The organism is Cytobacillus sp. IB215316, from assembly GCF_033963865.1.
GTDB lineage: Bacteria > Bacillota > Bacilli > Bacillales > SM2101 > Nanhaiella > Nanhaiella sioensis.
On sequence record NZ_JAXBMC010000010.1, the window covers coordinates 25,711 to 52,080 of the forward strand.

At 36.4% G+C, this 26,370-nt stretch carries 21 protein-coding genes; all 21 read right to left on the reverse strand.

The window, feature by feature from the left end:
* Position 1 precedes the first annotated feature (1 nt).
* Complete coding sequence (gene miaB / locus SLH48_RS15285) at positions 2–1,540, reverse strand: tRNA (N6-isopentenyl adenosine(37)-C2)-methylthiotransferase MiaB (protein ID WP_320258878.1); 1,539 nt, start codon at positions 1,538–1,540, stop codon at positions 2–4.
* A gap of 184 nt (positions 1,541–1,724) precedes the next feature.
* Positions 1,725–2,591 carry a 2-oxoacid:ferredoxin oxidoreductase subunit beta gene (locus tag SLH48_RS15290; RefSeq protein ID WP_320258879.1) on the reverse strand — a complete coding sequence of 289 codons (867 nt, stop codon included), beginning with the start codon at positions 2,589–2,591 and terminating at the stop codon, positions 1,725–1,727.
* On the reverse strand, positions 2,592–4,331 hold the full coding sequence (locus tag SLH48_RS15295) for a 2-oxoacid:acceptor oxidoreductase subunit alpha (RefSeq protein WP_320258880.1): 1,740 nt from the start codon (positions 4,329–4,331) through the stop codon (positions 2,592–2,594).
* A gap of 386 nt (positions 4,332–4,717) precedes the next feature.
* Entirely contained in the window at positions 4,718–5,641 is a 924-nt protein-coding gene (locus tag SLH48_RS15300; protein ID WP_320258881.1) for a dipeptidase, read from the reverse strand.
* A gap of 284 nt (positions 5,642–5,925) precedes the next feature.
* Positions 5,926–6,186, reverse strand: a complete 261-nt coding sequence (gene spoVS, locus SLH48_RS15305; RefSeq protein WP_119116493.1) for a stage V sporulation protein SpoVS — start codon at positions 6,184–6,186, stop codon at positions 5,926–5,928.
* A 703-nt stretch (positions 6,187–6,889) separates the two neighbouring features.
* Positions 6,890–7,684 carry a TIGR00282 family metallophosphoesterase gene (locus SLH48_RS15310; protein WP_320258882.1) on the reverse strand — a complete coding sequence of 265 codons (795 nt, stop codon included), beginning with the start codon at positions 7,682–7,684 and terminating at the stop codon, positions 6,890–6,892.
* Positions 7,685–7,762: 78 nt separating this feature from the next.
* Positions 7,763–9,328 carry a ribonuclease Y gene (gene rny / locus SLH48_RS15315; protein ID WP_320258883.1) on the reverse strand — a complete coding sequence of 522 codons (1,566 nt, stop codon included), beginning with the start codon at positions 9,326–9,328 and terminating at the stop codon, positions 7,763–7,765.
* 756 nt (positions 9,329–10,084) lie between these two features.
* A complete protein-coding gene (gene recA, locus SLH48_RS15320; RefSeq protein WP_320258884.1) occupies positions 10,085–11,125 on the reverse strand; it encodes a recombinase RecA in 1,041 nt (346 codons plus the stop codon).
* Positions 11,126–11,455: 330 nt separating this feature from the next.
* Positions 11,456–12,694, reverse strand: coding sequence for a competence/damage-inducible protein A (locus SLH48_RS15325; protein WP_320258885.1), 1,239 nt, complete (start codon positions 12,692–12,694; stop codon positions 11,456–11,458).
* 131 nt (positions 12,695–12,825) lie between these two features.
* Positions 12,826–13,404, reverse strand: coding sequence for a CDP-diacylglycerol--glycerol-3-phosphate 3-phosphatidyltransferase (pgsA, locus tag SLH48_RS15330; protein WP_320258886.1), 579 nt, complete (start codon positions 13,402–13,404; stop codon positions 12,826–12,828).
* Between the two features lie 76 nt (positions 13,405–13,480).
* Complete coding sequence (locus SLH48_RS15335) at positions 13,481–14,374, reverse strand: helix-turn-helix domain-containing protein (RefSeq protein ID WP_320258887.1); 894 nt, start codon at positions 14,372–14,374, stop codon at positions 13,481–13,483.
* Positions 14,375–14,394: 20 nt separating this feature from the next.
* Positions 14,395–15,186 (reverse strand): DUF3388 domain-containing protein, encoded by a 792-nt coding sequence (locus tag SLH48_RS15340; protein ID WP_320208755.1) that lies wholly within the window; start codon positions 15,184–15,186, stop codon positions 14,395–14,397.
* A 501-nt stretch (positions 15,187–15,687) separates the two neighbouring features.
* Complete coding sequence (locus SLH48_RS15345; protein WP_214482749.1) at positions 15,688–15,948, reverse strand: DUF3243 domain-containing protein; 261 nt, start codon at positions 15,946–15,948, stop codon at positions 15,688–15,690.
* A gap of 198 nt (positions 15,949–16,146) precedes the next feature.
* Complete coding sequence (gene ymfI / locus SLH48_RS15350) at positions 16,147–16,869, reverse strand: elongation factor P 5-aminopentanone reductase (protein WP_320258888.1); 723 nt, start codon at positions 16,867–16,869, stop codon at positions 16,147–16,149.
* Positions 16,870–17,148: 279 nt separating this feature from the next.
* On the reverse strand, positions 17,149–18,435 hold the full coding sequence (yfmH, locus tag SLH48_RS15355) for an EF-P 5-aminopentanol modification-associated protein YfmH (RefSeq protein ID WP_214482747.1): 1,287 nt from the start codon (positions 18,433–18,435) through the stop codon (positions 17,149–17,151).
* On the reverse strand, positions 18,432–19,715 hold the full coding sequence (yfmF, locus tag SLH48_RS15360; RefSeq protein ID WP_320258889.1) for an EF-P 5-aminopentanol modification-associated protein YfmF: 1,284 nt from the start codon (positions 19,713–19,715) through the stop codon (positions 18,432–18,434). Before yfmF ends, yfmH begins: the two co-directional genes overlap by 4 nt.
* Positions 19,716–20,309: 594 nt before the next feature.
* Entirely contained in the window at positions 20,310–21,269 is a 960-nt protein-coding gene (locus SLH48_RS15365; protein ID WP_320258890.1) for an ABC transporter permease, read from the reverse strand.
* Positions 21,270–22,328, reverse strand: a complete 1,059-nt coding sequence (locus SLH48_RS15370; RefSeq protein ID WP_320258891.1) for an ABC transporter permease — start codon at positions 22,326–22,328, stop codon at positions 21,270–21,272.
* A complete protein-coding gene (locus SLH48_RS15375) occupies positions 22,328–23,854 on the reverse strand; it encodes an ABC transporter ATP-binding protein (RefSeq protein ID WP_320258892.1) in 1,527 nt (508 codons plus the stop codon). Before SLH48_RS15375 ends, SLH48_RS15370 begins: the two co-directional genes overlap by 1 nt.
* 266 nt (positions 23,855–24,120) lie before the next feature.
* Positions 24,121–25,233: a BMP family protein gene (locus SLH48_RS15380; RefSeq protein WP_320258893.1), complete on the reverse strand. Its 1,113-nt coding sequence runs from the start codon at positions 25,231–25,233 to the stop codon at positions 24,121–24,123.
* Positions 25,234–25,532: 299 nt separating this feature from the next.
* On the reverse strand, positions 25,533–26,258 hold the full coding sequence (locus SLH48_RS15385) for a GntR family transcriptional regulator (RefSeq protein ID WP_214482742.1): 726 nt from the start codon (positions 26,256–26,258) through the stop codon (positions 25,533–25,535).
* Between the last annotated feature and the right edge of the window lie 112 nt (positions 26,259–26,370).

A 26,370-nucleotide genomic window follows, 5' to 3' on the forward strand; every position in this document is an offset into this window, starting at 1 on the left:
CTTAATTCACCTCTGCTACTTCTTCTATCAATTCACCATCTAATGTCCATGTTTTTGCTTGTGTGATCTTCACTTTTACAATTTGACCAATAACTGATTTAGGAGCTCTGAAATTAACAAGCTTATTCTTTTCTGTGTAACCCGCAAGCACTTCTGGATTATTTTTACTTTCACCCTCTACAAGTACTTCAACGATTTTGCCTTCATGTTCTTTCATTTTAATAGCAGAAAATTCATTTACAACTGCATTAAGTCTCTGCAAACGTTCTTTCTTCACTTCCATCGGAATATTATCTTGCATCTTAGCTGCCGGAGTACCCTCTCTAGGTGAATAAATAAATGTATACGCAGAATCAAATCCAACTTCTCGATACAATGATAAGGTTTCCTCAAATTGTTCGTCTGTTTCATTCGGGAATCCTACAATGATATCTGTCGTTAATGATACAGATGGAATAGCTTCTTTTATTTTTCTTACTAATTCTAAATAATGGTCACGGGAATATTTACGTGCCATAATTTTCAACACATCAGTGCTCCCAGATTGAACAGGTAAATGAATATGGTCGACTAAGTTTCCGCCTTTAGCCAATACTTCTATAAGGCGATCATCAAAGTCACGAGGATGGCTAGTTGTAAAACGGATACGAGCAACATCAATTTTTCTTAGTTCGTCCATTAAATCTCCTAAACCATAGTCAATACCTTCCAAATCTTTACCGTATGCATTCACGTTTTGGCCTAAGAGTGTAATTTCCTTGTAACCATTCCTAGCTAAGTGACGAACTTCTTCAATGATGTCTTCAGGTCGTCTACTGCGCTCTTTTCCACGAGTATATGGCACGATACAGTAAGTACAGAACTTGTCACAGCCATACATAATATTTACCCAAGCTTTAATATCCCCTTTACGCACTTTCGGGAGATTTTCGATAACATCCCCCTCTTTTGACCATACTTCAACAACCATCTCTTTGCTAAGCATAGCTTCTTTAACAATCTGTGGTAATCGGTGAATATTGTGAGTTCCAAATATCATATCAACATGATGGTGTTTTTGTAATATTTTATTGACAACCGATTCTTCTTGGGACATACATCCGCAAACACCTAATAATACGTTAGGGTTGTTCTTTTTTAAATGCTTAAGATGACCAAGTTCACCAAATACTTTATTCTCAGCATTTTCTCGAATAGCACATGTATTTAATAGAATAATATCAGCATCATCAACCGTATCTGTTGATTCATAGCCTAACCCTAGTAAAATACCTGCCATGACTTCTGTATCATGTTCATTCATTTGACAGCCATAAGTTCGGATATAAAACTTACGCCCAGTACCTATTCCGATCATGTCCTCTGGCAGTTCAAAATCACGCTGGATAAGAACATCTTCCTTACCACGTTTTTTAGCATCTGATAAAGACGGCGCCTGATAAACACTATCAAAATACTGACTATAATCCTTGGCGGATTTTTTGTCCGAAGGATTAGGTTGCTTTACTTGTTGTGATTCTAAGCGTTGCTTTTCGTTCATTATATATCTCCTTTCGTACATGTTACTGCAAAACTAAAAATACTTACACACATTATCATAGTATAATGGTAATACAAATAATAAACAATAAAAACAAAGCTTTGTTACAAATTAACCACATATTTATAGGTAGAGAAAAAGCAACAAAACCGCTAGTGTTTTGTTGCTTTTTTTAATGATCAAATTACATAAATTCTGCTACGAGTTCATCGAATTTATCTTTGCTAATACTTAAATCAGCATTTGTTAACGGATCTTCACTATAGCCATAAACCAACTCTTGATAAGATGGTTGCTCGTTGTTTTGATAGATTAATCCAGTTACTAAACCGTTATGCTCCATCAATGTTTGCATCGCTGTCATACGATTGTTAGGATCATATCCTTCAATCGTTTTTAGACTTGTTAGATTTTCTTTAAACCAATCATACGTATTCGTTTTATTGTACGTAACACATGGGCTAAATACATTAATTAACGAGAATCCTTTATGATTAATTCCAGCTTCAATTAATGAAGTTAACTCTTTCAAATCGGTAGAAAAACTTTGTGCAACAAATGTAGCTCCTGCTGTTAATGCCATCTCCATTACCGATAAGGAAGATTCAATAGAACCTTTTGGTGTACTTTTTGTTTTAAACCCTACCTCACTACGTGGTGAAGTTTGACCTTTTGTTAAACCATAAATTTGATTATCCATGACAATGTATGTTACATCGATATTTCTACGAATCGCATGTACTGTATGCCCCATACCAATTGCAAAGCCATCTCCATCTCCACCTGAAGCGATGACAGTTAAATCACGGTTAGCCATCTTCACACCTTGAGCTATAGGTAAAGAACGACCGTGGATACCGTGGAACCCGTATGAATTAATATATCCTGATATGCGCCCTGAACATCCAATACCTGATACTACTGCTAATTCCTCAGGTTGTAAGCCAACATTCGCAGCTGCTCTTTGAATGGCAGCTTGAACTGAGAAATCTCCGCACCCAGGACACCAATTTGGTTTGACATTATTTCGAAAATCTTTAAACGTCGCCATTTAGAACATCTCCTTGCATTTTGTGTGTATTTCATGTGGCAGGAATGGATTTCCATCATATTTTAAGACAGATGTTATTTTTTCTCCGAATCCTACGTTCATTTTCATAATACTTGCAAGTTGACCAGTAGCGTTGTTTTCAACGACAACGACCTTTTTCGCCTTTTGAATAAGCGGTTGAATCTCATCAGTTGGGAATGGATGCACTAAACGAACGTGCGCATGATTCACCTTGATACCGTCTTCTTCTAAACGTGTCATGGCTTCTTCAATCGCTCCACGTGTGGAATTAAAACCAACGATTAGTATGTCCGCATCTTCATGTTGACAGTTTTTGTAGACAGGTGTATCAAATTTCATCTGATCAAGTTTACGGAACCTTTTATCCATTTGTAATTGACGATTTTCTGCATCTTCAGATGGTTTTCCAGTTTCAGCATGTTCAACACCCGTTACATGATGTATACCATGTTTTGTTCCTGGTACTACACGTGGTGAAATCCCATCTTCAGTTACTTCATAACGCTTAAAGTAAGCTTTATTTTCTAATTCAGGTAATTCTTCATTAAGTTGAAGTTTACCACGACGAATTTCAATTTTATCATAATCAAGTGGCTCAACTGTTTGTTTTCCAAGAGACAGTTGCAGATCTGTTAAAAGAATGACTGGGCATTGATACTCTTCTGCTAAGTTAAATGCTTCTATAGAATCGTAGAATGCTTCCTGTACTGTACTTGGGGCCATTACGATTTTTGGAATTTCACCATGTGTTCCATAAATCATAGCCATTAAATCTGACTGTTCTTGTTTAGTTGGTAATCCAGTACTTGGTCCTCCACGCTGTGTATCAACAATCACAAGTGGCGTTTCTGTAATACCAGATAGTCCAATTGCCTCCATCATTAACGATAGACCAGGTCCAGCTGATGCTGTTAGAGTTCGTACTCCCGCATAATTAGCACCAATTGCCATTGTACAAGCAGCAATTTCGTCTTCAGTTTGTATAACTGTTCCACCAAACTTAGGTAGCGTTTTAATTAAATACTCCATGATTTCTGAAGCTGGTGTAATAGGATATGCAGGCATAAATCTTGCCCCACCAGCTAATGCACCTAATGCAATCGCATCGTTACCTATCATAAACAGACGCTTTTTACCATCTGCTTTTTCAATTTTCATCTCTTTATTATTGTTACCGAGCTGTTGCTTCATAAAATCAGCGCCAGCTTGAATTGCTTCCATGTTTTTATCGACAATTTGTTGACCTTTCCGGCCAAATTTTTCGTCAATTACTTCAAAGAACACCTTCGTGTCAATGTCAAGTAACTCACTAGAAGCACCTACAGCAACCATATTTTTCATTAACGAAGTGCCTAAATCAGTTGCAATCTCCGTGAATGGAACCGCATACAATGCTACTTTCGAATCATCTGGAATGGTCGGGTTAAACTTTGCATCAGCAATTACAATTCCACCATCACGTAACTCACTAAAGTTAACATCAATTGTTTCTTGGTCAAATGCTACTAGTATATCTAAATCATCAGAAATAGCACGAACCTGAGTTGTACTAACGCGAATTTTGTTATTCGTATGACCACCTTTAATACGTGAGGAAAAATGGCGATACCCATATAAATAATACCCTAATCGGTTTAACGCTACTGAGAAAATTTCTCCTGTACTTTCAATACCTTCCCCTTGTTGTCCGCCAACTTTCCATGAAAGTTGATTGATCATGTCTTACACCCCTTTGGAATACGTTCAATATTATATATTTAACAGCATTTGTTTGAGAATGTTCAAAAAGTTTCAGTCATACAATGGTTTGATATTCTCCTCATACCCGCTCATTTTGTAGTTACACATTTAAAGCGCATACAAGTAAATTATTGGTACCTTCATCATTTTCTTTCCCTTTTGAACATGTACAATTTGTTATAGCACGTTCCAACCAAGACACTTACATGGTGATCTAAAATGTTTTTTATGAATAACAATTATGAAATGTTTGGATGTACTAAACGCTTACAATTCTAGACCTATAATCAAAAAATTGCAAGTGTTTCAACATAAAATTTGTCGATTATATGAATAATTTTTTTGTTTTCGAAAAAATACATTTATTATTCAGGTAAATGTTCTACAAAATTTTGATATAAAAAACTTCTTACTAACTCATCGCTATAATATTTATGTAATTCTTCGATTAAATACATATAGCACTTAAAGTTTCCCATACCTCTTACTGTTGTAGAAATCCCATCGAAATCAGAACCAAACCCAATGTTTTTAGCCCCCCCTAAAGAACATAAATGTTCTATATGTAACAATATATCTGCTATACCTGCATGACCGTGTACGGATAAAAACTGTGGAACGAAGGTCACACCTATCATGCCATCTTTCTCGATCATTGCTTTAATTTGATTGTTATGTAAATTGCGCGGATGGTCACAAAGCTTATAACAATTCGAATGTGATGCAATTGGATAGTCCGCTAATGCCATTACGTCCCAAAATCCATGCTCAGATAAATGTGAGACATCTGTCCAAACTTTTTGATCATTTAATGTTCGAACAACCTCTTTTCCAAATGATGAGAGCCCGGCTCCTCGCTCTTCTAATATACCGTCAGCTACAGTATTGCCATAATTCCATGTTAAACCAACAGAAGATACTCCTAGCTGGAGTAGTGTTTTTAACCTAGTTATACTCCACCCTATACAATCGCACCCTTCAAGTGTTAACATAGCACCAATATCATTGCGGTTTAAGGTGTTAATATCTTTTTTTGTTTTAACTAGTTTAATATGATCGTATTTAGCAATGATTTGATTATAAAATATATCTATCATTTCTAATGCGACGTCAAATTTGTCTATATTACTAACAGATTCAGGAATATAAATCGCAAAGCATTGTATTTTACTTTTTGTCGCAATCATTTGCTCGTAAGTTATATGTAATGACTTATCATTTTCGAATAAAATAGATGGATTGAGCCACATCTTTAATAAAACATCGCAATGTGCATCAAATATATTCATTTTTGCTCCTCCTCTCTTATCATAAGAGTTTTCTCAAACATGATTGTCGGTATTCGTACAAACACATTACAAGTATATAAACTAATCCCTCATGGCATCTTTTCTTATTAGCGTATATCATCTACTGAGGATGGGGAGTCATATGTGGAGCTTTACGATCGTTTCACTTGTCAAGCGAAAAGAAGCGTAGCTAACTGTATTTTCTTATACTATAAAAACAACCTGTTTGCAGTATTCGCAAACAGGTTTATGCTAACTTCTAGAGTAAAATTCTAACAATGAACCTACCGAGGTTCAATAATCAATTTGATTGCCGTCCGTTCTTCTCCATCAATTTGGATGTCCGTAAACGCTGGGATACAAATGAGATCAACACCACTTGGAGCTACAAAACCTCTTGCTATCGCTACCGCTTTCACTGCTTGATTCAATGCACCTGCCCCAATCGCTTGAATTTCTGCTGCCCCTCTTTCTCGTAGTACTCCTGCAAGTGCACCAGCCACAGAATTAGGGTTAGACTTTGCTGAAACCTTTAATATTTCCATTCCTAGTTCCTCCTTGTTTTTTACTGTGAATGATAAGTGTTCAGTAGAACATTTTATATATATAAGCCCATTGATACTATATTCAGTAGTCACATATAGTATTCCTGCAAGTTTTTAATCTTTTATCAAAAAATTCACAAAAATCTTAATTTCTGGAGAAACAAGGTTGGATAAATAGATTTTTTTTACAGTCCGATGACTAGCAAAGCTACAACTCTCGATACATCCCTTTTCGAATTCATATTTAATAAGCCATTTAAGAAATAAACACGTTTCAACTATAGTTTTCTTATGTAAGAACGCAACAATCACATATTACCTAATAGAAATAGCAACAAAGTTGACGAAAAGAGCCTTAGTTAAAGGGGTTTTCGTAATAATAGTTTCTTTACGTACCAAGTTATAAACACGTGTAGATCTAGCAAACGAGGCATCTTTTCTTCTCTAAAAACTGTTCCAATCACAAATACACATCAGAGTTTAAACAAATAGTTAAAGAAGACAAAGTTAACGAAAAGAGCCTTAGTTAAAGGATTTTCCGCAATGATATTTTCTTTACGTACTAAGTTATAATCACGTGTATATCTAGCCATCGGGGCATCTTTTCTTCTCTAAGGACTGTTCCAATCACATATACACATCAGAGTTTATACAACTAGTGTGAAAAAGACAAAGTTAACGAAAAGAGCCTTACGAAAAAAGTTTAATCAAAGTATGGATGATCATCATTAATAATAATGCGGTTAATTCCTTTAGCTTTACCCGTTTTGTTGTCAATATCAATGACTACAGCATTAAGTTGAGCTCTTCCATCGGTTACTTCAAACCGAACAGGGAGGTTAGTCAAAAAACGCTTCAAAACTGCTTCTTTGTCAACACCTAATATTCCATCATATGGACCTGTCATACCTACGTCAGTTATATATGCAGAACCTTGTGGTAATATGCGATGATCGGCCGTTTGTACATGTGTATGCGTTCCTACAACAGCAGATACCCTTCCATCTAAATACCAACCCATTGCTTGTTTTTCACTCGTGGCTTCAGCATGAAAATCTACAAAAATGATTTTGGTTCGCTTGCTTGCTTCTTCAATTAATTCATCTGCTTTTGTAAATGGGCAGTCATTTGGATTTAAAAATGTCCTTCCTTGTAAATTAATAATGGCTACCTCACGACCTTCACAAGGGATATAAACGATGCCTTTACCTGGTACACCTTCTGGAAAATTTGCAGGGCGTATCATGTATTTCGCATTGTCAATAAACTCAAATATATCTCTGTTATCCCACGTATGATTACCAAGTGTAACAGCTTGTGCTCCAGCCTTAATAAAACCATGGTATATTTTTTCCGTTATCCCTTTACCCCCTGCTGCATTTTCACCATTAATAATAGTGACTGAAGGGAGGTATTTCTTTTTTAATTTAGGAACATATTCATTAACCATATCCCTTCCTGGTGAGCCAACTACATCTCCAATAAATAAAATTTTCATTTTTTTCGACCCCTTTATATTTGTACAATTTATTATCAGTTTTGCCAAAACAAAAAAAATAAAGTGGTAAAAACCACTTTATTTTGCATATTCGACAGCTCGTGTTTCCCGAATCACTGTCACTTTTATGTGACCTGGATAATCGAGCTCATCTTCGATTTTCTTTCTAATCTCACGAGCTAAACGGTGAGCTTCCAGATCATCAATCGAATCTGGTTTAACCATAATTCGAACTTCACGTCCCGCCTGAATTGCAAATGATTTCTCAACACCATCAAATGATTCAGAAATCTCTTCGAGCTTTTCGAGACGTCTTATATAGTTTTCAAGTGTTTCACTTCTTGCTCCAGGTCTTGCTGCAGATAATGCATCGGCAGCAGCCACTAATACTGCAATGATAGAAGTAGGCTCTGTATCACCATGATGTGAAGCTATACTATTAATAACAATTGGATGCTCTTTGTATTTCATAGCTAGTTCTACACCAATTTCAACATGACTACCTTCCACCTCATGATCTATAGCCTTACCAATATCATGAAGTAAGCCTGCTCGGCGAGCTAGTAACTCATCCTCACCTAATTCAGCTGCCAACAACCCTGACAAGTAAGCGACTTCCATTGAATGCTTCAACACGTTTTGACCATAACTCGTTCGGTACTTAAGTCGACCTAATATTTTGATTAAATCTGGATGGAGCCCATGTACACCTACTTCAAATGTCGTTTGTTCACCAATTTCACGAATATATTCATCCACTTCTCTTCTCGATTTTTCAACCATTTCTTCAATACGAGCTGGATGAATACGTCCATCTTGAACAAGCTTATCTAAGGCAATGCGAGCCGTTTCACGTCGAATCGGATCGAAGCCAGATAAAATCACTGCTTCAGGTGTATCATCGATAATCAAATCAATACCTGTTAACGTTTCTAGAGTTCGAATATTTCTACCTTCTCGACCAATGATTCGTCCTTTCATTTCATCATTAGGCAGATTTACGACAGAAACTGTAGATTCCGCTACATGATCAGCCGCACAACGTTGAATGGCTAATGATAAAATGTTTTTGGCCTTTTTATCAGCTTCTTCTTTAGCGCGACTTTCTGCTTCTTTGATCGTAATCGCAACATCGTGTGCAAGCTCTTTTTCAACATTGCTAAGAATGATTTGTTTCGCTTCCTCACGTGTCAAACTAGAAATACGTTCAAGCTCTGTTCGTTGTTTGTTAAACATCATTTCCACTTTGCTTTCCATCTCTTCAATATGCTGTTGTCTTTGACTTAGAGAATCCTCCTTTTTTTCTAACACACTCTCTCGCTTAGATAAAGATTCATCCTTACGATCAAGATTCTCTTCCTTATGCATTAACCGATTTTCTTGTTTCTTTAGTTCGCTTCTTCGATCACGAATTTCTTTTTCTGCTTCTGTTCGAAGTTTGTGGATTTCATCCTTTGCCTCAAGCAGCGCTTCTTTTTTAAGCGCGTCAGCCTCTCGATTTGCATCGTTAATAATTTGTTCAGCAGCGCTTTTTGCGCTTGTGATTTTCGCCTCATTAGATTTACGAACAAGTGAGATATAAAGAACAACAACTGCACCGACTATGGCAAGCAAAATGGCGATGACGATAATGGGTTCGCCCATCATTTCACCTCCTCTTGCTATATACTTGTTTCTTGCTAGATTCAAACTGTCGGCATGTAATTTTTCCCTTAATAAATTCCAACATGCACAATGGCTTTTCAAGTTCCAATACTAGAGGCTTTTATAAGCCTAGAAAAAGACTGTGAATTTACTCAATATCGTTGGTAATTTATTGTTAAATACCTACACAAGTAATTTCATCGTGTGCTTCATTAGTACGAGGCAACTATTTCATTGCACTTGTACCTGACACCAACCGATCGCTCCTTCTTCCTATCTGTCCTCCAATTTTGTTTGAAAAAATTCTTAATAGTAACAATTGTAATATTAACAAACATGTATAATATACATACTAATTGTATAGGTGGGTAATTTTATTGTCAAGGCCTGCCACTGCCATCTTTCCTTAATATTGGAAGAGAGCGTACAAACCTTGACTTGAACAGCGACAGACTTTCTTCAAACCTTGGTTCTACAACCTTATAAACTGGTAGGTGATTTACTATACTATGTCCTGCTGTTGAAAGCTATTGAATAGAATTAATAATAAATGAAGGTCCTTTTCATTAACTTTGTTGCATTTTTTTCTACATTTAAATAACTGATGAGTTTTATATGACTTTCATAACCTTTGATAAGAATTGATGCGCCGATCGATAGCTATATTTGTGTTGAACTCTTTTTTTATTACGAAAACAGCGTAAATGAAAAAGAAGGATACTACATGAAGTATCCTTCTTTTAGAGCTTATGTTGTTTACTCTTTGAATTCGAGTTCACTTTGAGAATCGTCGCCTACCGTCTCTGTCGTATTGTTAAGGCCGTAGTGTTCTCGAATTAGTTCGTGTATTTGTTTTGATATGTCCGCATTTTCCATTAAGAATTGTTTAGCATTTTCTCGTCCTTGCCCTAGACGTTCACCTTCAAACGAGTACCAAGATCCGCTCTTCTGGACAATATCGAGCTCAGAGCCCATATCAAGAATTTCTCCCTCTTTGGAAATTCCTTCTCCGTACATAATATCAACCTCGGCTATTTTAAACGGAGGTGCCACTTTATTCTTTACTACTTTTAATTTCGTTTTATTACCTACGATATCATTTCCTTGCTTCAACTGTTCAGCTCGACGAACCTCTAAACGTACTGAAGAATAAAACTTTAACGCACGACCACCAGGTGTAGTTTCCGGATTCCCGAACATAACACCAACCTTCTCACGAATTTGGTTAATGAAAATAGCAATCGTTTTAGATTTATTTATTGCTCCTGAGAGCTTGCGTAAGGCTTGAGACATAAGACGTGCTTGTAAGCCAACATGAGAGTCTCCCATCTCCCCTTCAATTTCAGCCTTTGGAACGAGCGCTGCAACCGAATCTATGACTATAATATCAACAGCACCACTTCTTACAAGTGCTTCAGCAATCTCTAACGCCTGCTCACCTGTATCAGGCTGAGATAGCAATAGTTCATCTATGTTAACACCTAGCTTTTGTGCATAAATAGGGTCTAGCGCATGCTCAGCATCGATAAATGCAGCTTGACCGCCTTGTTCTTGCACTTCAGCAATCGCATGAAGAGCAACTGTTGTTTTACCAGAGCTTTCAGGTCCGTATATTTCAACGATACGACCACGTGGATACCCACCTGCTCCAAGCGCAACATCCAATGCTAATGAACCACTAGGAACGGTAGATATTTGACGTTCCGACTGTTCACCTAACTTCATTATTGATCCTTTACCAAATTGTTTTTCTATTTGTTTTAACGCCATATCTAATGCAGCTTGACGATCACTCACATTTATTCCTCCTCATCTCCATTACTACTTTATACTATACCTTGTTTTTAGATATTTGCCAAGCAAAAAACGAACATCTATTCGTTTTTTTCAAAAGTGCGTTCAATCAGGCAAGCTAGAACATTGTTCTGTAAAGTAGATTTGGGGATCTAAAACTTAAGTTCTTTTCGTATATTTCATTGCTATAGTTCCTTAATTGACAGATAAAGATATCGTTTTACTACTACACAGTCATCGCTTTATAGCAGAAAAGATGCTCATCGTACTAATTATATTCGTGTTTATATTTTAATTCAAAGAAACTACAAAAGTTGGGCAGCCCATGTCTTATTATTTTTTCAATTGTTTGAGTAAATAATAGTATCCATATTTAATAGCTCTTTCTCTAATCGTTTGTCTAGAACCAGCTAATTTCAATGAATAGACTTCTGTAGGATGATCTTTGATCGAAAGTCCAATAAAGACCGTTCCTACATCTTTACCTTCCACGCTTTGTGGCCCAGCAACTCCAGTAAAGCTAATTCCACAGTCAGAGTTACATGATTTCCTCACATGCTCAGCCATTTGTTGTGCACACTCTTTACTGACGGCACCTTCCTGTATAAGTGTCGTTCGGTTAACATTGAGTAATGTTTCCTTCATATCATTCGTATAAGCTACAATTCCACCTTTGGCTACAGATGAAGAACCAGGAACAGCTATTAACTCACTCATAAACATGCCTCCAGTTAAACTTTCAGCGCTTGCTATCGTCAGTTTTTTTTCTTGTAAAACAGCAACCGCATGTTCTAATAGTGAGGTGTTTTCATAGCCATAAAAATATTGACCGACACGACTTAGTATTTCTTGTTCTGTATCATCAAGAAGCTCATTAGCTTTGTCTACTGAGGAATGTTTAGCTGTCAATCGAAGTTTAACTTCAAAGTTAGATGCTAACGGAGCAATCGTCGGATTCACTTGCTTATCAATCAAATCTTCAATCTCAGTTTCCAACTTAGACTCACCAATTCCAAAGAACCTTAATACGCGAGATATGATTCTTTCCCGAACACCTAACAAGTCATTGAGATATTCTGTCCCGTATTTCAAATACATTGGTTGCATTTCCATTGGAGGACCTGGTAATAGCATATATGTGACATGATCCTTCGTTATAGCCATTCCTGGTGCCATCCCATGGTCATTAAGCAATACCGTTGCATTTTCTAGAATAACAGCTTGCTTTTTGTTATTGTCTGTCATTTTACGATTTACTTTTTCATAGTACGCTTCAATTCTCTTAAGCGACTTTTCATGTATGACTAGCTGTTGCTGTAACATTGATGCCATCGTTTCCTTAGTTAGATCGTCTTTTGTTGGGCCTAACCCTCCAGTAAAGATAATTAATTTTGACCGCTGTTTTGCAGTTTCAACAACCCTTTTTAATCGATCTTGATTATCCCCAACTACAGTATGAAAATAAACATTAATTCCCAGATCTGCTAATTGTTTCGAAAGAAATTGGGCATTTGTATTCGCAATTTGCCCTAATAATAACTCTGATCCAACTGCTATAATCTCAGCGTTCATGTCATCCCCCCGTAAAAATAGCATGTGTAGTCTGCTACATAATGTACCTTTAACATTATGAGGATGAGAAGGAAGCCCGTCTCATCCTCATTAAAGATTATACTACTTCGTGCATCGTCTCAAATCCTGGTTCACTTTGAGTTAGCAAATACTTGTTTATTTTTCGCAAAATAGTCCCATCCAGACCAAATTGTGAAAAATACTGCGATCCAGAGTGCTATATCAGCAAATGGAATCGACCATGCTTCAAAAGGAATATTATGTAATAGCAATGCAGAAACGGCTACAATTTGTGCCCATGTTTTAATCTTGCCAAGCATGTTTGCAGCAACAACTTCACCACCACCTGCTAGAACAAGCCGTAAACCGGTTACAGCAAATTCTCTACTTATAATGACTATGACCATCCATGCAGGTGCCAATTCAAACTGAACGAGTGTTATAAGCGCCGCTGACACTAATAGCTTATCAGCTAAAGGGTCTAAAAATTTTCCTAAGTTGGTGACGAGATTATATTTCCTTGCATAATAACCGTCAATCCAATCAGTTGTGGAAGCAATGATAAAAATGATAGCACCAATGAAATGTGTAACAGGTATCTCTCCTCCGCCTATTTGCAATTGTCCCCAGGATAGCGGTGCAAGCATTATCACCAAAAACACTGGAATTAACAAAATACGTGAAACGGTAATCTTATTTGGTATATTCACAAATTCTTCCTCCTTCATAACTTACATGTACAATAATATATCAGAAAAAGCCAAAAAAGCCATCAAAATGATGACTTTATTGTTTATTAAAGAGGATCTCAATTACTTGGGTTGTTCCAGCTTCTTCTGGAAACTCTAACATTTCTCCATTTATATTTATTTCTGTATCTGGTGTGAAGCCTGCTGTAATTACAACCTTGCTTTCGTCAGTCATGTCGTAGGCTAATGGTTGATCCTCAGCATTTAAATTTGTAGAATATAGTTTTTCACCTTGATCATTCACTACTTGAACCCAAGTATCTCCTGTTGATACAATCTCTAAATTAAATTCTTCTGTATTTGATAACTCCATTGAAACATTTCTTCCTTGTATATTTATCACTTCAAGTTCCTGTTCTACAACATCCTCAGGCTCGTCCACTTCTTCATCCTGTACATCAGTTTCTTGATCAGCGTCTTCTGCAGCAGGCTCACTGTCTACCTCTTCAACTGGATCATTTTCTTTTGAATTATCTTCAACGACAATTTCATGCTCTTCTCCACTTTCCTGCGCTGGAGTTCCGTCTGAATTACCTAAAAAATTCAGCGCGATGAAGTAGATACCTATAAGAAGTCCGAAAACAAAAACTCCTGTTAATACTTTTGGTAGCACATCTGCCACTTTTGAAGTTGTTGGTGAAATCTGTTTACGACTCTGTACTCTCGACAGCTGACCAGGTAAATCTGAATTAGATGAGCTAGGGATTTCATTTTCATATTGTTCAAAAATAAGATCAGCATCCAACTCAACTGCTTCACAATACGACTTGATAAACGCACGTACGTAAAATTGTCCAGGCATTCGATCATAATTACCGTCTTCAATTCCGATAAGATAACGTTTTTGTATCTTCGTTAACTTTTGTAAATCGTCTATGCTAATATTTTTTTCTTCTCTTGCTTCTTTTAATCTTTTACCTAGTTCTGTCAATGAAAACACCTTCCAATTTGCTAAAAATCAAATGTAGATAAGCTAGATTCTTGTAACATTTGTGGTTGTTCAACGAGGTCATACGTTATTTCCTCTTCAGGATTATTCCGTAGTTCAATTATATAATCGAAATCGTCCATCGTATATTCAGTATTTCGAACAAAAATATCCGGATGCTCAACTACCTTGACAGCTGGAAGCCTCATAATCTCCCGAACTAGCTGCCAATGGCGTTCTGAAGCCCTTTTCGTTGACACAATACCGTCAATAATAAATAGATTATTTTCGTTATATTCGTCCTCAATGAGCTGACTTCTTACCGTTTGCTTAAGCAATGTTGAAGAGACAAATAACCATCGCTTATTTGCACATACGCTCGCTGCTACGACCGATTCAGTTTTACCAACTCTTGGCATACCGCGTATACCGATTAATTTATGACCTTCTTGTTTATACAATTCTGCCATAAAATCAACTAATACGCCGAGCTCATCTCTGACAAATCGAAATGTTTTTTTATCGTCCTCATCCCTTTGAATATAACGTCCATGTCTAACAGCTAAACGATCTCGTAGCTTCGGTTCACGTATTTTTGTCACTGTTATATTATCCATAGTTTGTAAAATTGATGCAAGACGTTCTATTTGTTCATTCCGATCACATCTCAATAATAAGCCACGTCGATGGTCCTTAACACCATTGATTGTAACAATGTTAATAGATAACATCCCTAATAAAGATGACACATCTCCGAGTAAGCCAGGTCTATTTTTATGAATTTCATATTCTAAATACCATTCTTTTTTTTGCATGCAAATCCCCCTATGCAGCACTATAAAAAATATTAAGTTACGTATCATACATAAGTCTATAAGACTATAATAAATGATTTATATGTAATATAAAAGGGGCATTCTCTACCCAATGATAATTAATTACTTTTTATACTAATTATTGTATCTTTCAGGCTCTGTTCGTAAACTTTGCTGCGATTGATATCATATGTGATGCGCAAGAAGTTGTTTTATACGTTTACCCACGTTTTACAGAAAAAATAATGCCACACATACTAATTGGGGAATGTTTATTTCTTCAACAAACAACATTTTCTGATAAAACAGCCATTAATTAAGAAATCACCCTGTTTACAGTTTTGTTGAGGAATATATGTAGTATGTTACTCATTAGTGAAAAGTACAAATCATGACAAATTTCTTTTATAAAATCAAGAGCTATCATCTAGAATAGCTAAGGAGCGGTTTTACCCCTTCCAACGATACAAACAAATCAAAAAAGAGAGGAGTTCCCCCTCTTTAATGATTACTCCCATCATTTTCAACTAACTTGACCATCATATTCGCAATCGCCTGCTGTTCCTCATTCGATGCTACATGCCATAAATCAGCTAGTACTTTTTCCTGAGCATTCTTCGGTTCTACTTGGTTGGATAAATAATCGCCAATTTGATAAGCAATATCCGATACCGTGTTTTGATTCATGCCACTTTCTTGTGCTTGATGAAGTCGATCTGCTAAAAAGTCCTTCCATTGTTCAAAATTATCTAGCACAGACATACAAAAGCCTCCTTCATGTGTAGTCAATTATAGTTTGTTTCAATGGCAAAAATTTATACAAACTCGCTATGACATTTAAGTGAACTTTATGCAAAGACTCTTCTTCATAGCTTTGTTGCAACTTTTAAACCAACATAGCAGCTATGAAAAAAACAAAAAAGGCTACACATATAGGTTACTATATGTGTAGCCTTTTCATTAACAATGCCACCCACCATTAACAGACAAAATTTGACCAGTGATATATGATGCTTTCTTTGAAATAAGAAATAATGCGGTATCCGCAATTTCCTGTGGCGTTCCAACCCGCCCTAAAGGTATCTCGTCCTCTATACCTTCAATTTCTTCATTCGAAAAAATGTCTAGCATGGCAGTATTAATTGCGCCAGGTGCAATGCCATTCACCCTAATTCCACTTGGAGCAACCTCTTTTGCCAATGCTTTCACAAATGTGTTTTGTCCACCTTTAACCATAGAATAGAGGACCTCACATGAAGCCCCTGTTATTCCCCATATAGATGTAATAAAAACAATATTACCTTTTTTGTTTGAAATCATATTTGGTAATAACGCTTTCGTAATAGTAAATGGGCTAGTAACATGCAGTTGGACCATTGCCGAAATATCTCGTTCATCCATATCAGTGATCAGTCCAAAATAACTATTTCCACTATTATGTATGACAATTTCTATATCATGTTCTATTTGTTCAAGCAGCTGATTTGGACCAGTTGGTAATGACAAATCCGCTTGAATGCCAACAGCATGTACGCCTAGCTGTTCTATAGTATTAATCAACTTGTCAATTTCTTGTTTGCGTTGATGATAATGTACATATAATGAATAACCTTCCTCAGCTAATTTCTTAGCTATTTCCATACCAATGCCACCACTCGCACCAGTGATTAACGCATACTTCAACTCTCCACTCCCTTTAATTTACAGACCCTTTTCGTATACTTCGTTTATTAGCATAGTGAGATGAGGTTTTATTAGACTACCGTCTTTGTTGAAGATGACGGGATGCCACCAACACGATTTATACCATATTTTTTTGTCTTAGTACAAATCAGCAAATCATTCACTTTATTTGCATGCATCTCCGTGCTCATTAACCTTGAAGTAACGAAGTTGTTGAACTTAGATAAGCTATAGTCCAAACTTAAATATTTATTGGGGCTACTAGCCATACATAGCTCCTTATTGTTTCGGAACTACTTTACATACTGTCATTTGCGGTTCATTGAATAATTCCACAGCTGCACTGGTTAAATCCTCAATTGTTAACGATTCAAGTACAGGCACTACATCAAAGAGGTCCATGTCATTAAATGCATAACGTGTAAATTGGTTTGCAATATATTCAGGAGAATTTATTGCCCTTAAAAATGCTCCGATCTTTTTCTTTTTCACTCTTGTTAATTGTTCCTCTGTTATTTCTTGCTCTTTTAAATCAAGCATGATTTCACGCAAACGCTTCGTTAACTCATCTGGATCATTCGTGTCTCCACCAACCATAGCAAATCCAAAACTTGACTCCTCAGTATAATCATAAGCAAATGTGTCATCTATTAGCCCTTCTTGATAGAGGTTTTCATAATGTGTTGAGCTTTTACCGAATAATAAATCTAGCATGACATTTATCGTTAGCTCATGCTTTAATAACTCTTGACCAGATCGTCCTATTTTGGGTGATTTCACACCTACCATACATTTTGAAGATTGTACATTCATTTGTAGCACTTGTTCTTTTTGTGCAACTTCCAAAGGCTCATTGTATTCGAAACGGGTAATGTCCGGTTGATTTTCATAGTTTTTACTCGATTGATTTTCTCGGATCAAATGCATTATTTGTTCGGCATCAATTGGACCAACAACAAATAACAGCATATTACTCGGATGATAAAATGTTTCGTAACATTCATATAGCAGCTCTTTCGTAATATGAGAAATTGAATCAATTGTCCCAGCGATATCTATTTTTACAGGGTGATTCTGAAACATATTTTGGATTAAGCCAAAATATAATCGCCAGTCAGGATTATCATCATACATTGTTATTTCTTGACCGATGATACCTTTTTCTTTGTCAACAGATTGATCAGAAAAATACGGAGCCTGAACAAAGTTTATTAATGTTTCAAGGTTTAGTTTTACATTATCAGTACTAGAAAAAAGGTATGCTGTTCGTGTAAAGGACGTAAATGCATTTGCAGAAGCACCTTGCTTACTAAAATCCTGGAATACATCACCATCTTCTTTTTCGAACAACTTATGTTCTAAAAAATGAGCTATGCCATCAGGTACAGTAACCATCTCGTTACTATTTAAAGGCGTAAAACGATTGTCAATTGAACCATATTTCGTCGTAAACGTAGCATAAGTTTTGTTAAAACCCGGTTTCGGCAAAATGTAGACGTCAAGACCATTGCTCATTTTTTCATAATATAATGACTCCTCTAGCTGTTCAAAATTTATCTTCTTCATGCCTGACTCGCCTCCATCCCTGTTAAAAAATAAATCGTATCTAATTGTACATCTTGCGCAACAGCAACAATTTCTTCCTTCGTCACACCATCAATTCCATTGAGCCATTCATCAATAGAGCGATGAATATTTGAAGCAACATTATGATATAGCACTTCCACTAACCCACGTGAATGATCGATTGTTTCAAGTACTTGATTTTTGATAACAGCCTTTGTTTGTGCTAGTTCTTGATCAGTAAAGTCTCCTTGTTTCATCGCTGACATTTGCTCTTTAATGATATTTACGGCTTGATCATAATTTTGAACATCTATACCTGACATAACCATTAACAACCCTTTGTGGCTTTCAAGTCTTGAAGCAGCGTAATATGCTAAGCTAGCTTTTTCCCTAACGTTTATAAATAATTTCGAATGTGAAAAACCTCCAAATATGCCATTGAATACTTGTAAAGCAAAATACTCCTTATCAGCATAGGTCGTTTTTGTTCGATAGCCTATATTTAACTTTCCTTGCCGCACATCCTGCTTCTCAATAATTTCGTTAACCTTCTCTATGGTATAAGTATTTTTCTTTGGTGACTGCCTGGCATTTCTTTCGGAAAATGAAAAAAAGTTAGAAACATATTGTTCAATTTGAGAACTATTTACACTTCCTATGACGTACAAGTCAATCTCATCTTCTGACAGCACTCGCTCATAGTATTTATAAAGACTTGCTGATGTAATGTTATCTACTTCATCTAATTCACCATTAACATGCAAACTGTATGGCTCATCTTTACACATTTCTTGAACTAAACGATAATTAGCGTAGCGCATTTTGTCATCATAAACCGCTTGTATTCGCTGTTTTAAGGCTCTTTTTTCTTTTTCTACTATTTGTTCAGAGAAATGATTATCTTCGAGATATGGTGTGAAAATGACCTCAGAAAATAATTGCATAGCCTTTTGCAGCAACGGTGTTTGATCTGATAAAAACTTTTCATTCGCAACTTCCATTTTAAATGAGATGACATGTTGTTCACCTTTTTTTGCTAAATCTACATCAAATGTTGCTCCATATAAATCATCTAAGTGTGACCTTAACTGTTTAACAGAAGGTAAGGACTGCGTCCCGCTTTGTAATACATGAGGTAAAAGTGCCCTCAGCGTTGCGTCTTGTTTTTGTAGTGGTGCATTCCATTTCATTAAGATCGTATTTGTTTTAAATTTTTCCGTTTCAATTGTGTGTAACCTTAATCCATTGATCGTGCGTTCTTGCTCTATGAATAATGACATAATTAAACCTCCTTCTATAAATTCTTTCAATTAGATGAATCTCATCTTTATATAAATATTAACGTGACATCGTTCATGTAAACTTGGAAAACGGTAAATCAATACAAACAAAGATTAATCTTCGACACATACTGTTTTTATTTTCTTCTAAAACAATGGAATTAACCTAAATTAAATATACCTTTGTACAAGAAGATTTTTCAAGTAAATACCTATTTGACAATTTGGAAAGGCTCTTTTCGTAAACTTTATTACTATGATCACCAAGTTGGTACAATCTGAAGCGAATTTAGATGTTAGTCCTCGTGTTACAGAAGAAAAGATGCCACAAACTCTAGTTGTGTGTTTTGTTAATACGAAAAACAACAATGAATGTGCAAACAGCTTTTTAAAAGACATTAATTCCACAATATGTTACTTTAACTAACATGTATCCTAAACTATGTTAAATGATACAAAATTAAAATACGAGAAGAGCTTTTGATATAGCTTATTCGATAGTTCTCGTCGTTTCTTAATAAGAGCATCTCCGATAATAAAAAAGCCTAAACAAAAAAACTCCCACTAAGGGGAGTTTCAGTTAAGTCAATGCTATTATCGTTTGCCTTTTTCGTATGGGGTTCCAAGTGCTTTCGGTGCTTCTGCACGACCGACAAACCCAGTTAGAGCTAAAATTGTTAATACGTATGGTGCAATTAACAAGTAAACTGGAGGAATATCTTGTAGTACTGGAATAGTAGCCCCAATTACACTTAAAGATTGTGCTAAACCAAAAAACAATGCTGCACCCATCGCTCCGATAGGATGCCATTTACCAAAAATCATTGCCGCTAGTGCTAAAAAGCCTTGACCAGATATCGTGCCAGCGGCAAAATTCCCTTGAATTGTTGCAGCATATACTGCACCACCAACTCCTGCTAATACGCCAGAAATCATTACACCGACATATCGCATCCTTGTAACATTTACCCCCATCGTATCAGCCGCCATAGGATGCTCACCCACAGAACGTAATCTTAAACCGAATGGAGTTTTATAGACGATAAACCAAACGACAAATGCTAGCGCGATAGCAATATATGATGTCCATGGCACACTTGAGAAAAAGATATCGCCGATAATTGGAATGTCTGACAAGAATGGTACATCAATCTTATCTAAACGAACCGCTATTGAATCAGTTTGACCTTTACCATAAATATTTTTAATTAAAAACACTGATAAACCTAAAGCTAAAAAGTTAATCGCAACACCACTAACAACTTGATCAGCCTTTAGGGTAATACTCGCTACAGCATGGAGTAGCGCGAAAAGTCCAGAGGCTACTGCAGCAACAAGTACACCTATCCAAGGAGCTGCTGCACCAACTGAATCTTGAAGCGATAACGTTGTCACTATGCCAGTAAATGCACCAAATATCATTAAACCTTCTAAACCAATATTAACTACACCTGAACGTTCACTAAATACGCCACCTAATGCTGTGAAAATGAGGGGAGCTGCCCATAATAACGCCACAGGAATAATAATTCCCAAAACATCTAATACACTCATTTATTTCCCCTCCTTGCTTAAGCGTGTAATTATCCAACGGATAAGATAACTCGATGCAACAAAAAAGATGATAAGAGCTATGACAATTTGAACAAGCTCAGAAGGTACGTTTGCATTAAAGTTCATTTGTGGAGCTGCTGTTTTTAATCCACCGAACAATGCTGCAGCAAAAATAACACCAATGGCATGATTTGCCCCTAGCAACGCAACAGCGATTCCATCAAACCCTGTACCTGTAAACGCTGACATAACTGTCATACTTTGGAAAGTACCTAACCCTTCCATCGCACCTGCGACACCAGCGAAAGCACCAGAAATTGTCATCGACATAATAATATTACGAGAAACATTCATACCTGCATACTGCGATGCATGCTGGTTAAATCCTACGGCTCTTAATTCATAGCCTTTAGAAGTTTTTTCAAGGATAAACCACATAATAAATGCCGCTAATAAAGCAACAATAATTCCGTAATGAAGTCTTGAATTTTCTGTAATTGATGCTAAAAATGATGATGTTAGTGACGCACTTTCATTAATTTGTTGAGATCTTTCATTACCAGCATATAAATAATTCTTAATTAGTGCTGCAGTCGTATGCAAAGCAACGTAGTTCATCATAATTGTTACGATTACTTCATGTACTTTAAATCGCGCCTTTAAAAAACCTGGAATGAGTCCCCAAAAACCTCCTGCAACCGCTGCTGCCAAAATGGCTAATGGCACATGTATAACTGAAGGCAAAGTAAAAGCTGAACCGACCCAAACAGCTGCAAGCCAACCGACTAAGAGCTGACCTTCAACACCGATGTTGAATAACCCAGTCTTAAATGCAAAAGCAACAGCTAGTCCAGCTAAAATTAGCGGAGTCATCGCGCGAACTACTTCACCTATTGCTTTTGGTCTCCCAAACATCCCCTCAAACAATGCGCTATATCCTTCAATAGGGTTATAGCCTGTAAATAACATAATGATTGCCCCAGCTAACAAACCGAGAGAGGCTGCTAGCACAGGGATTAATATATTTATTAGTTTTTCATTTTTTAATAGTTTTTGCATCACGAAACACCTTCTTTTTCAAGCTTACCCCCAGCCATTAACAGGCCTAGCTCTTGTTCATTTGTTTCCTTAGGATCAACGATGCCGACAATTTCCCCTTCATAAATGACAGCGATGCGATCACTTACATTCATGACCTCATCTAGTTCCAATGAAACGAGTAGTACTGCTTTCCCTTTATCACGTTCCTCAACGAGTTTCGAGTGTATGAATTCAATGGCTCCAACATCAAGGCCACGAGTAGGCTGAGCCGCAATTAATAAATCTGGACTCCGATCGACTTCACGTGCAATTATTGCTTTTTGCTGATTCCCACCTGATAGAGCTCTCGCTGGCGTATATTCACTTGGTGTTCTGACATCATATTCTTCAATAAGTTCTGAAGACTTTTGGTATATATTTTTATAATTTAACACACCGGATTTTGCGTACGGTTGTTGATAATACGTTTGTAAGACAATATTTTCCCCAACAGAAAAATCTAATACTAGCCCATGTTTATGTCGATCTTGAGGGATATGACCAACGCCAGATTCAGTTATTTTTCGAGTTGGCATCGTACTAATCTCTTTATTATTAAGTTTAATAGAACCAGCCTTGACTTTACGTAAGCCAGTTATTGCTTCAATTAATTCTGTTTGACCATTACCATCGACTCCCGCAATTCCAAGGATTTCTCCAGCTTTCACTGCAAGGTTGAGTCCATTTACACTCGGTAAATTCCTGGCATCATGCACAACTAAATCATCTATTGTTATAACCTCATTTGTAGGTTTTGCTTCCTCTTTATCAACTTTGAAATGCACTTCACGACCGACCATCAATGCAGCTAATTCATCCGGGTTAGTTTCAGCAACATTCACTGTTCCAATCCCTTTTCCTTTACGAATAACTGTACAGCGATCGCTAACTTCCATGATTTCTTTCAATTTATGAGTAATAAGAATAATTGATTTTCCTTCTTTAATAAGCGTTTTCATAATTTGAATAAGTTCACTAATTTCTTGTGGAGTTAGTGCAGCAGTTGGTTCATCAAAGATTAAAATTTCCGCTCCACGATATAAAGTTTTTAGTATTTCAACTCGTTGCTGCATTCCTACAGATATATCTTCTATTTTTGCATGTGGATCAACGGCTAAGCCATATTTTTCAGAAATCTCACTTATAGACTTAGCGGCATCTTGAATATTAATTTTTCCACCCTTTGTCGGTTCGCTACCTAAAATAATATTCTCTGTTACTGAAAAATTTTGTACTAGCATAAAATGCTGATGTACCATTCCAATTCCTAGACGGTTGGCTACATTAGGGTCAGTAATTTTAACTTTTTCTCCCTTTACTTTGATATCCCCTTTTTCAGGCTGATACAAGCCAAACAACACATTCATTAATGTTGATTTCCCGGCACCATTTTCACCTAATAAAGCATGGATCTCACCTTTTTTTACTTGTAGTGTAATATTGTCATTGGCAACGATTCCAGGAAACTCTTTTCTTATATTTAACATTTCAATCACGTATTCCACGATTATCACTCCTGACCCATGGATAGTTAGAAAGCATAGTGCTTTCACAATAGCTAAGCTTTTTAATATTGATGTCAATTCTATGGTAGTTTTTATGCTGCTTTTTATCTCCTTCAAGCGCTTAAACTATGTCCTAAAGGCGCTTTGGAGTTAAAATGTGCTTTATATTGCTTACTACGAACCACATAGTAAGTTAAGCTCTCGTTAGTTAACAAAGGCTAGTAAACACTAGCCTTTGCTTGGTTTCTCATGTAATTTTCTAAATATTATCCAAGTGTATTTAAGAATTCCTCATACTCATCATCAGTAGCTGGAACGATTAATTCACCATTAAGAATTTTCTCTTCATACTCTTTAACTAAATCCAATGCTTCTTCACTAACATTATCTGTTGTCGGAGCGATACGTACACCGTCTTCTTCAAGACCGAATACAACTTCTTCTCCACCTGGGAAGTCACCTTCCATCGCACGCTTAGAAACTTCAAATACAGCTACGTCTACACGTTTAACCATTGAAGTTAACGTTACATTTTCAGGCATACCTTCTTCATGCTGGTCACGGTCAACACCGATTACCCAAACATCTTCGCCGTTTTTCTTACGGTTTTTCGCTTCAGTAAATACTCCGTTACCTGTACCACCAGCAGCATGGTAAATTATATCTGCGCCTTGCTCATACATCGTTGTTGCAATTGAAGAACCTTTTGCTGCGTCGTTGAAATCACCAGCATATTGTACAACTACTTCCATATTTGGATCTACTGCTTTTACCCCTGCTTTAAAGCCACTTTCAAACTTTTTAATTAATCCTGATTCTACTCCACCTATAAAACCAACTTTATTAGTTTTCGTATGCTTAGCAGCTACAAGTCCAACCAAGAATGATCCTTGATGCTCTTTAAACGTAATATTTGCTACATTATCCAAATAAAACGCATTAAAGTCTGCATCATATAGTAAGCTGTCAATTAACGCAAATTGTGAATTTGGGTTCTGTTCAGCAATCTTAGTGATTGGTTTTTCTAATAAAAAGCCAACTCCAAATGTTAAATCATAACCAGCGTCAGCAAACGTAGTTAAGTTAGGTTCATATTCTGCATCATTATTTGATTGCAAGTATTTAAAACCTTCACCTTCAGCTAGGTTATATTCGCTACCGAAATCTTTCAACCCTTCCCAAGCAGATTGGTTAAATGATTTGTCATCAACACCGCCAGTATCTGTTACCATACCTACTTTGAAATCCACAGTTTCTGCTGGTGCTTCACCTTTATCAGCTTGTCCACCTTTGTCTTCATCAGCACTACCACAAGCACTTAAAAGTGTACCTGTAGCCAACACTAATGACATAGCTAAACCAAATTTTCTTTTCTTCATCGTTTACTGCCCCCTAAATGTAATTTAATGCATGAACATCAAGCTTAATTGTAGTTTGTAATGATCCACCTCCTTAAAATGACCTTTTATGGTGTGAATAATTATGATAGGCTTTTTCGCATTGATTTTCTTAAGGAAGAAGAGTTCGTGACACCTTCTCTTATTTCAACATGATGTCAATTGCTTACAATCAGTTTTTGAAATTGAGCTTCAATAGCAACAAAGTTTACGAAAAAGCCTTATGAAAAGAGGAAAACGACATCTATGAATTATCGTCGATTGTCCTCCAACTAAGCATGTTATAAGCGCTTACGCAATACATGAAAGCTGAACTTATCCGCTTTAAAATAGTTTAATGAATATAAAATCGGTCTATCATTCGTATCAAAATGTAATTGCTTGAGCACAAGTAAAGCGGTTTCAGGATCGCATTGTAAGATTGGTGATATTTTCTCGTGATACCCCAATGGCTTAATATTAGCAACGGCATAAGATATTTCTACACCAGCTTCAAGATTTAATACCTCAAACATCGATTCTTCATCATGCGAATAATTATCTGGCAATATATTGGTCAAGATTTTATCAATACAATATACGACAGGCTCGCCATTCGCTGTTCTCACACGTTCAACTAATAAAATTTCTTCATTTTCATCACAATGAAACCTTTTTTGATCATCTTCAGTCGGTCCTTGTTTCGTTGAAGAAAGAAAAATGGTTCCAGGCTTCATTCCACCTTGAAGGATCATGTTTGTTACACTATTTAGTTGTTCAATTCCAGACGTAAACAGTGGTTTGGAGTTTACAAATGTCCCTACTCCGTGTCTCCTAGTGACAACATTTTCTTCTTCAAGTACCCGTAGAGCTTCGCGTAAAGTCGCTCTACTTACTCCAAGTAGTTTTGACAATTCAAACTCAGAAGGTAATTTTTCTTTTTCTTTGTATAAACCGTTTTCAATATCTTCTTTTATTTTATCAATTACCTGTAAATATAACTGTCTATTGTCTGACTTGATTGACATACTTGCTCCTCCAATATTTTACTTCAAGAGATCAGACATCTGATGTTAGACGCCCATTTCAGTCGTTTATAATATATCACTTTTTTTGTACGAAATAAATAGTACATTACAG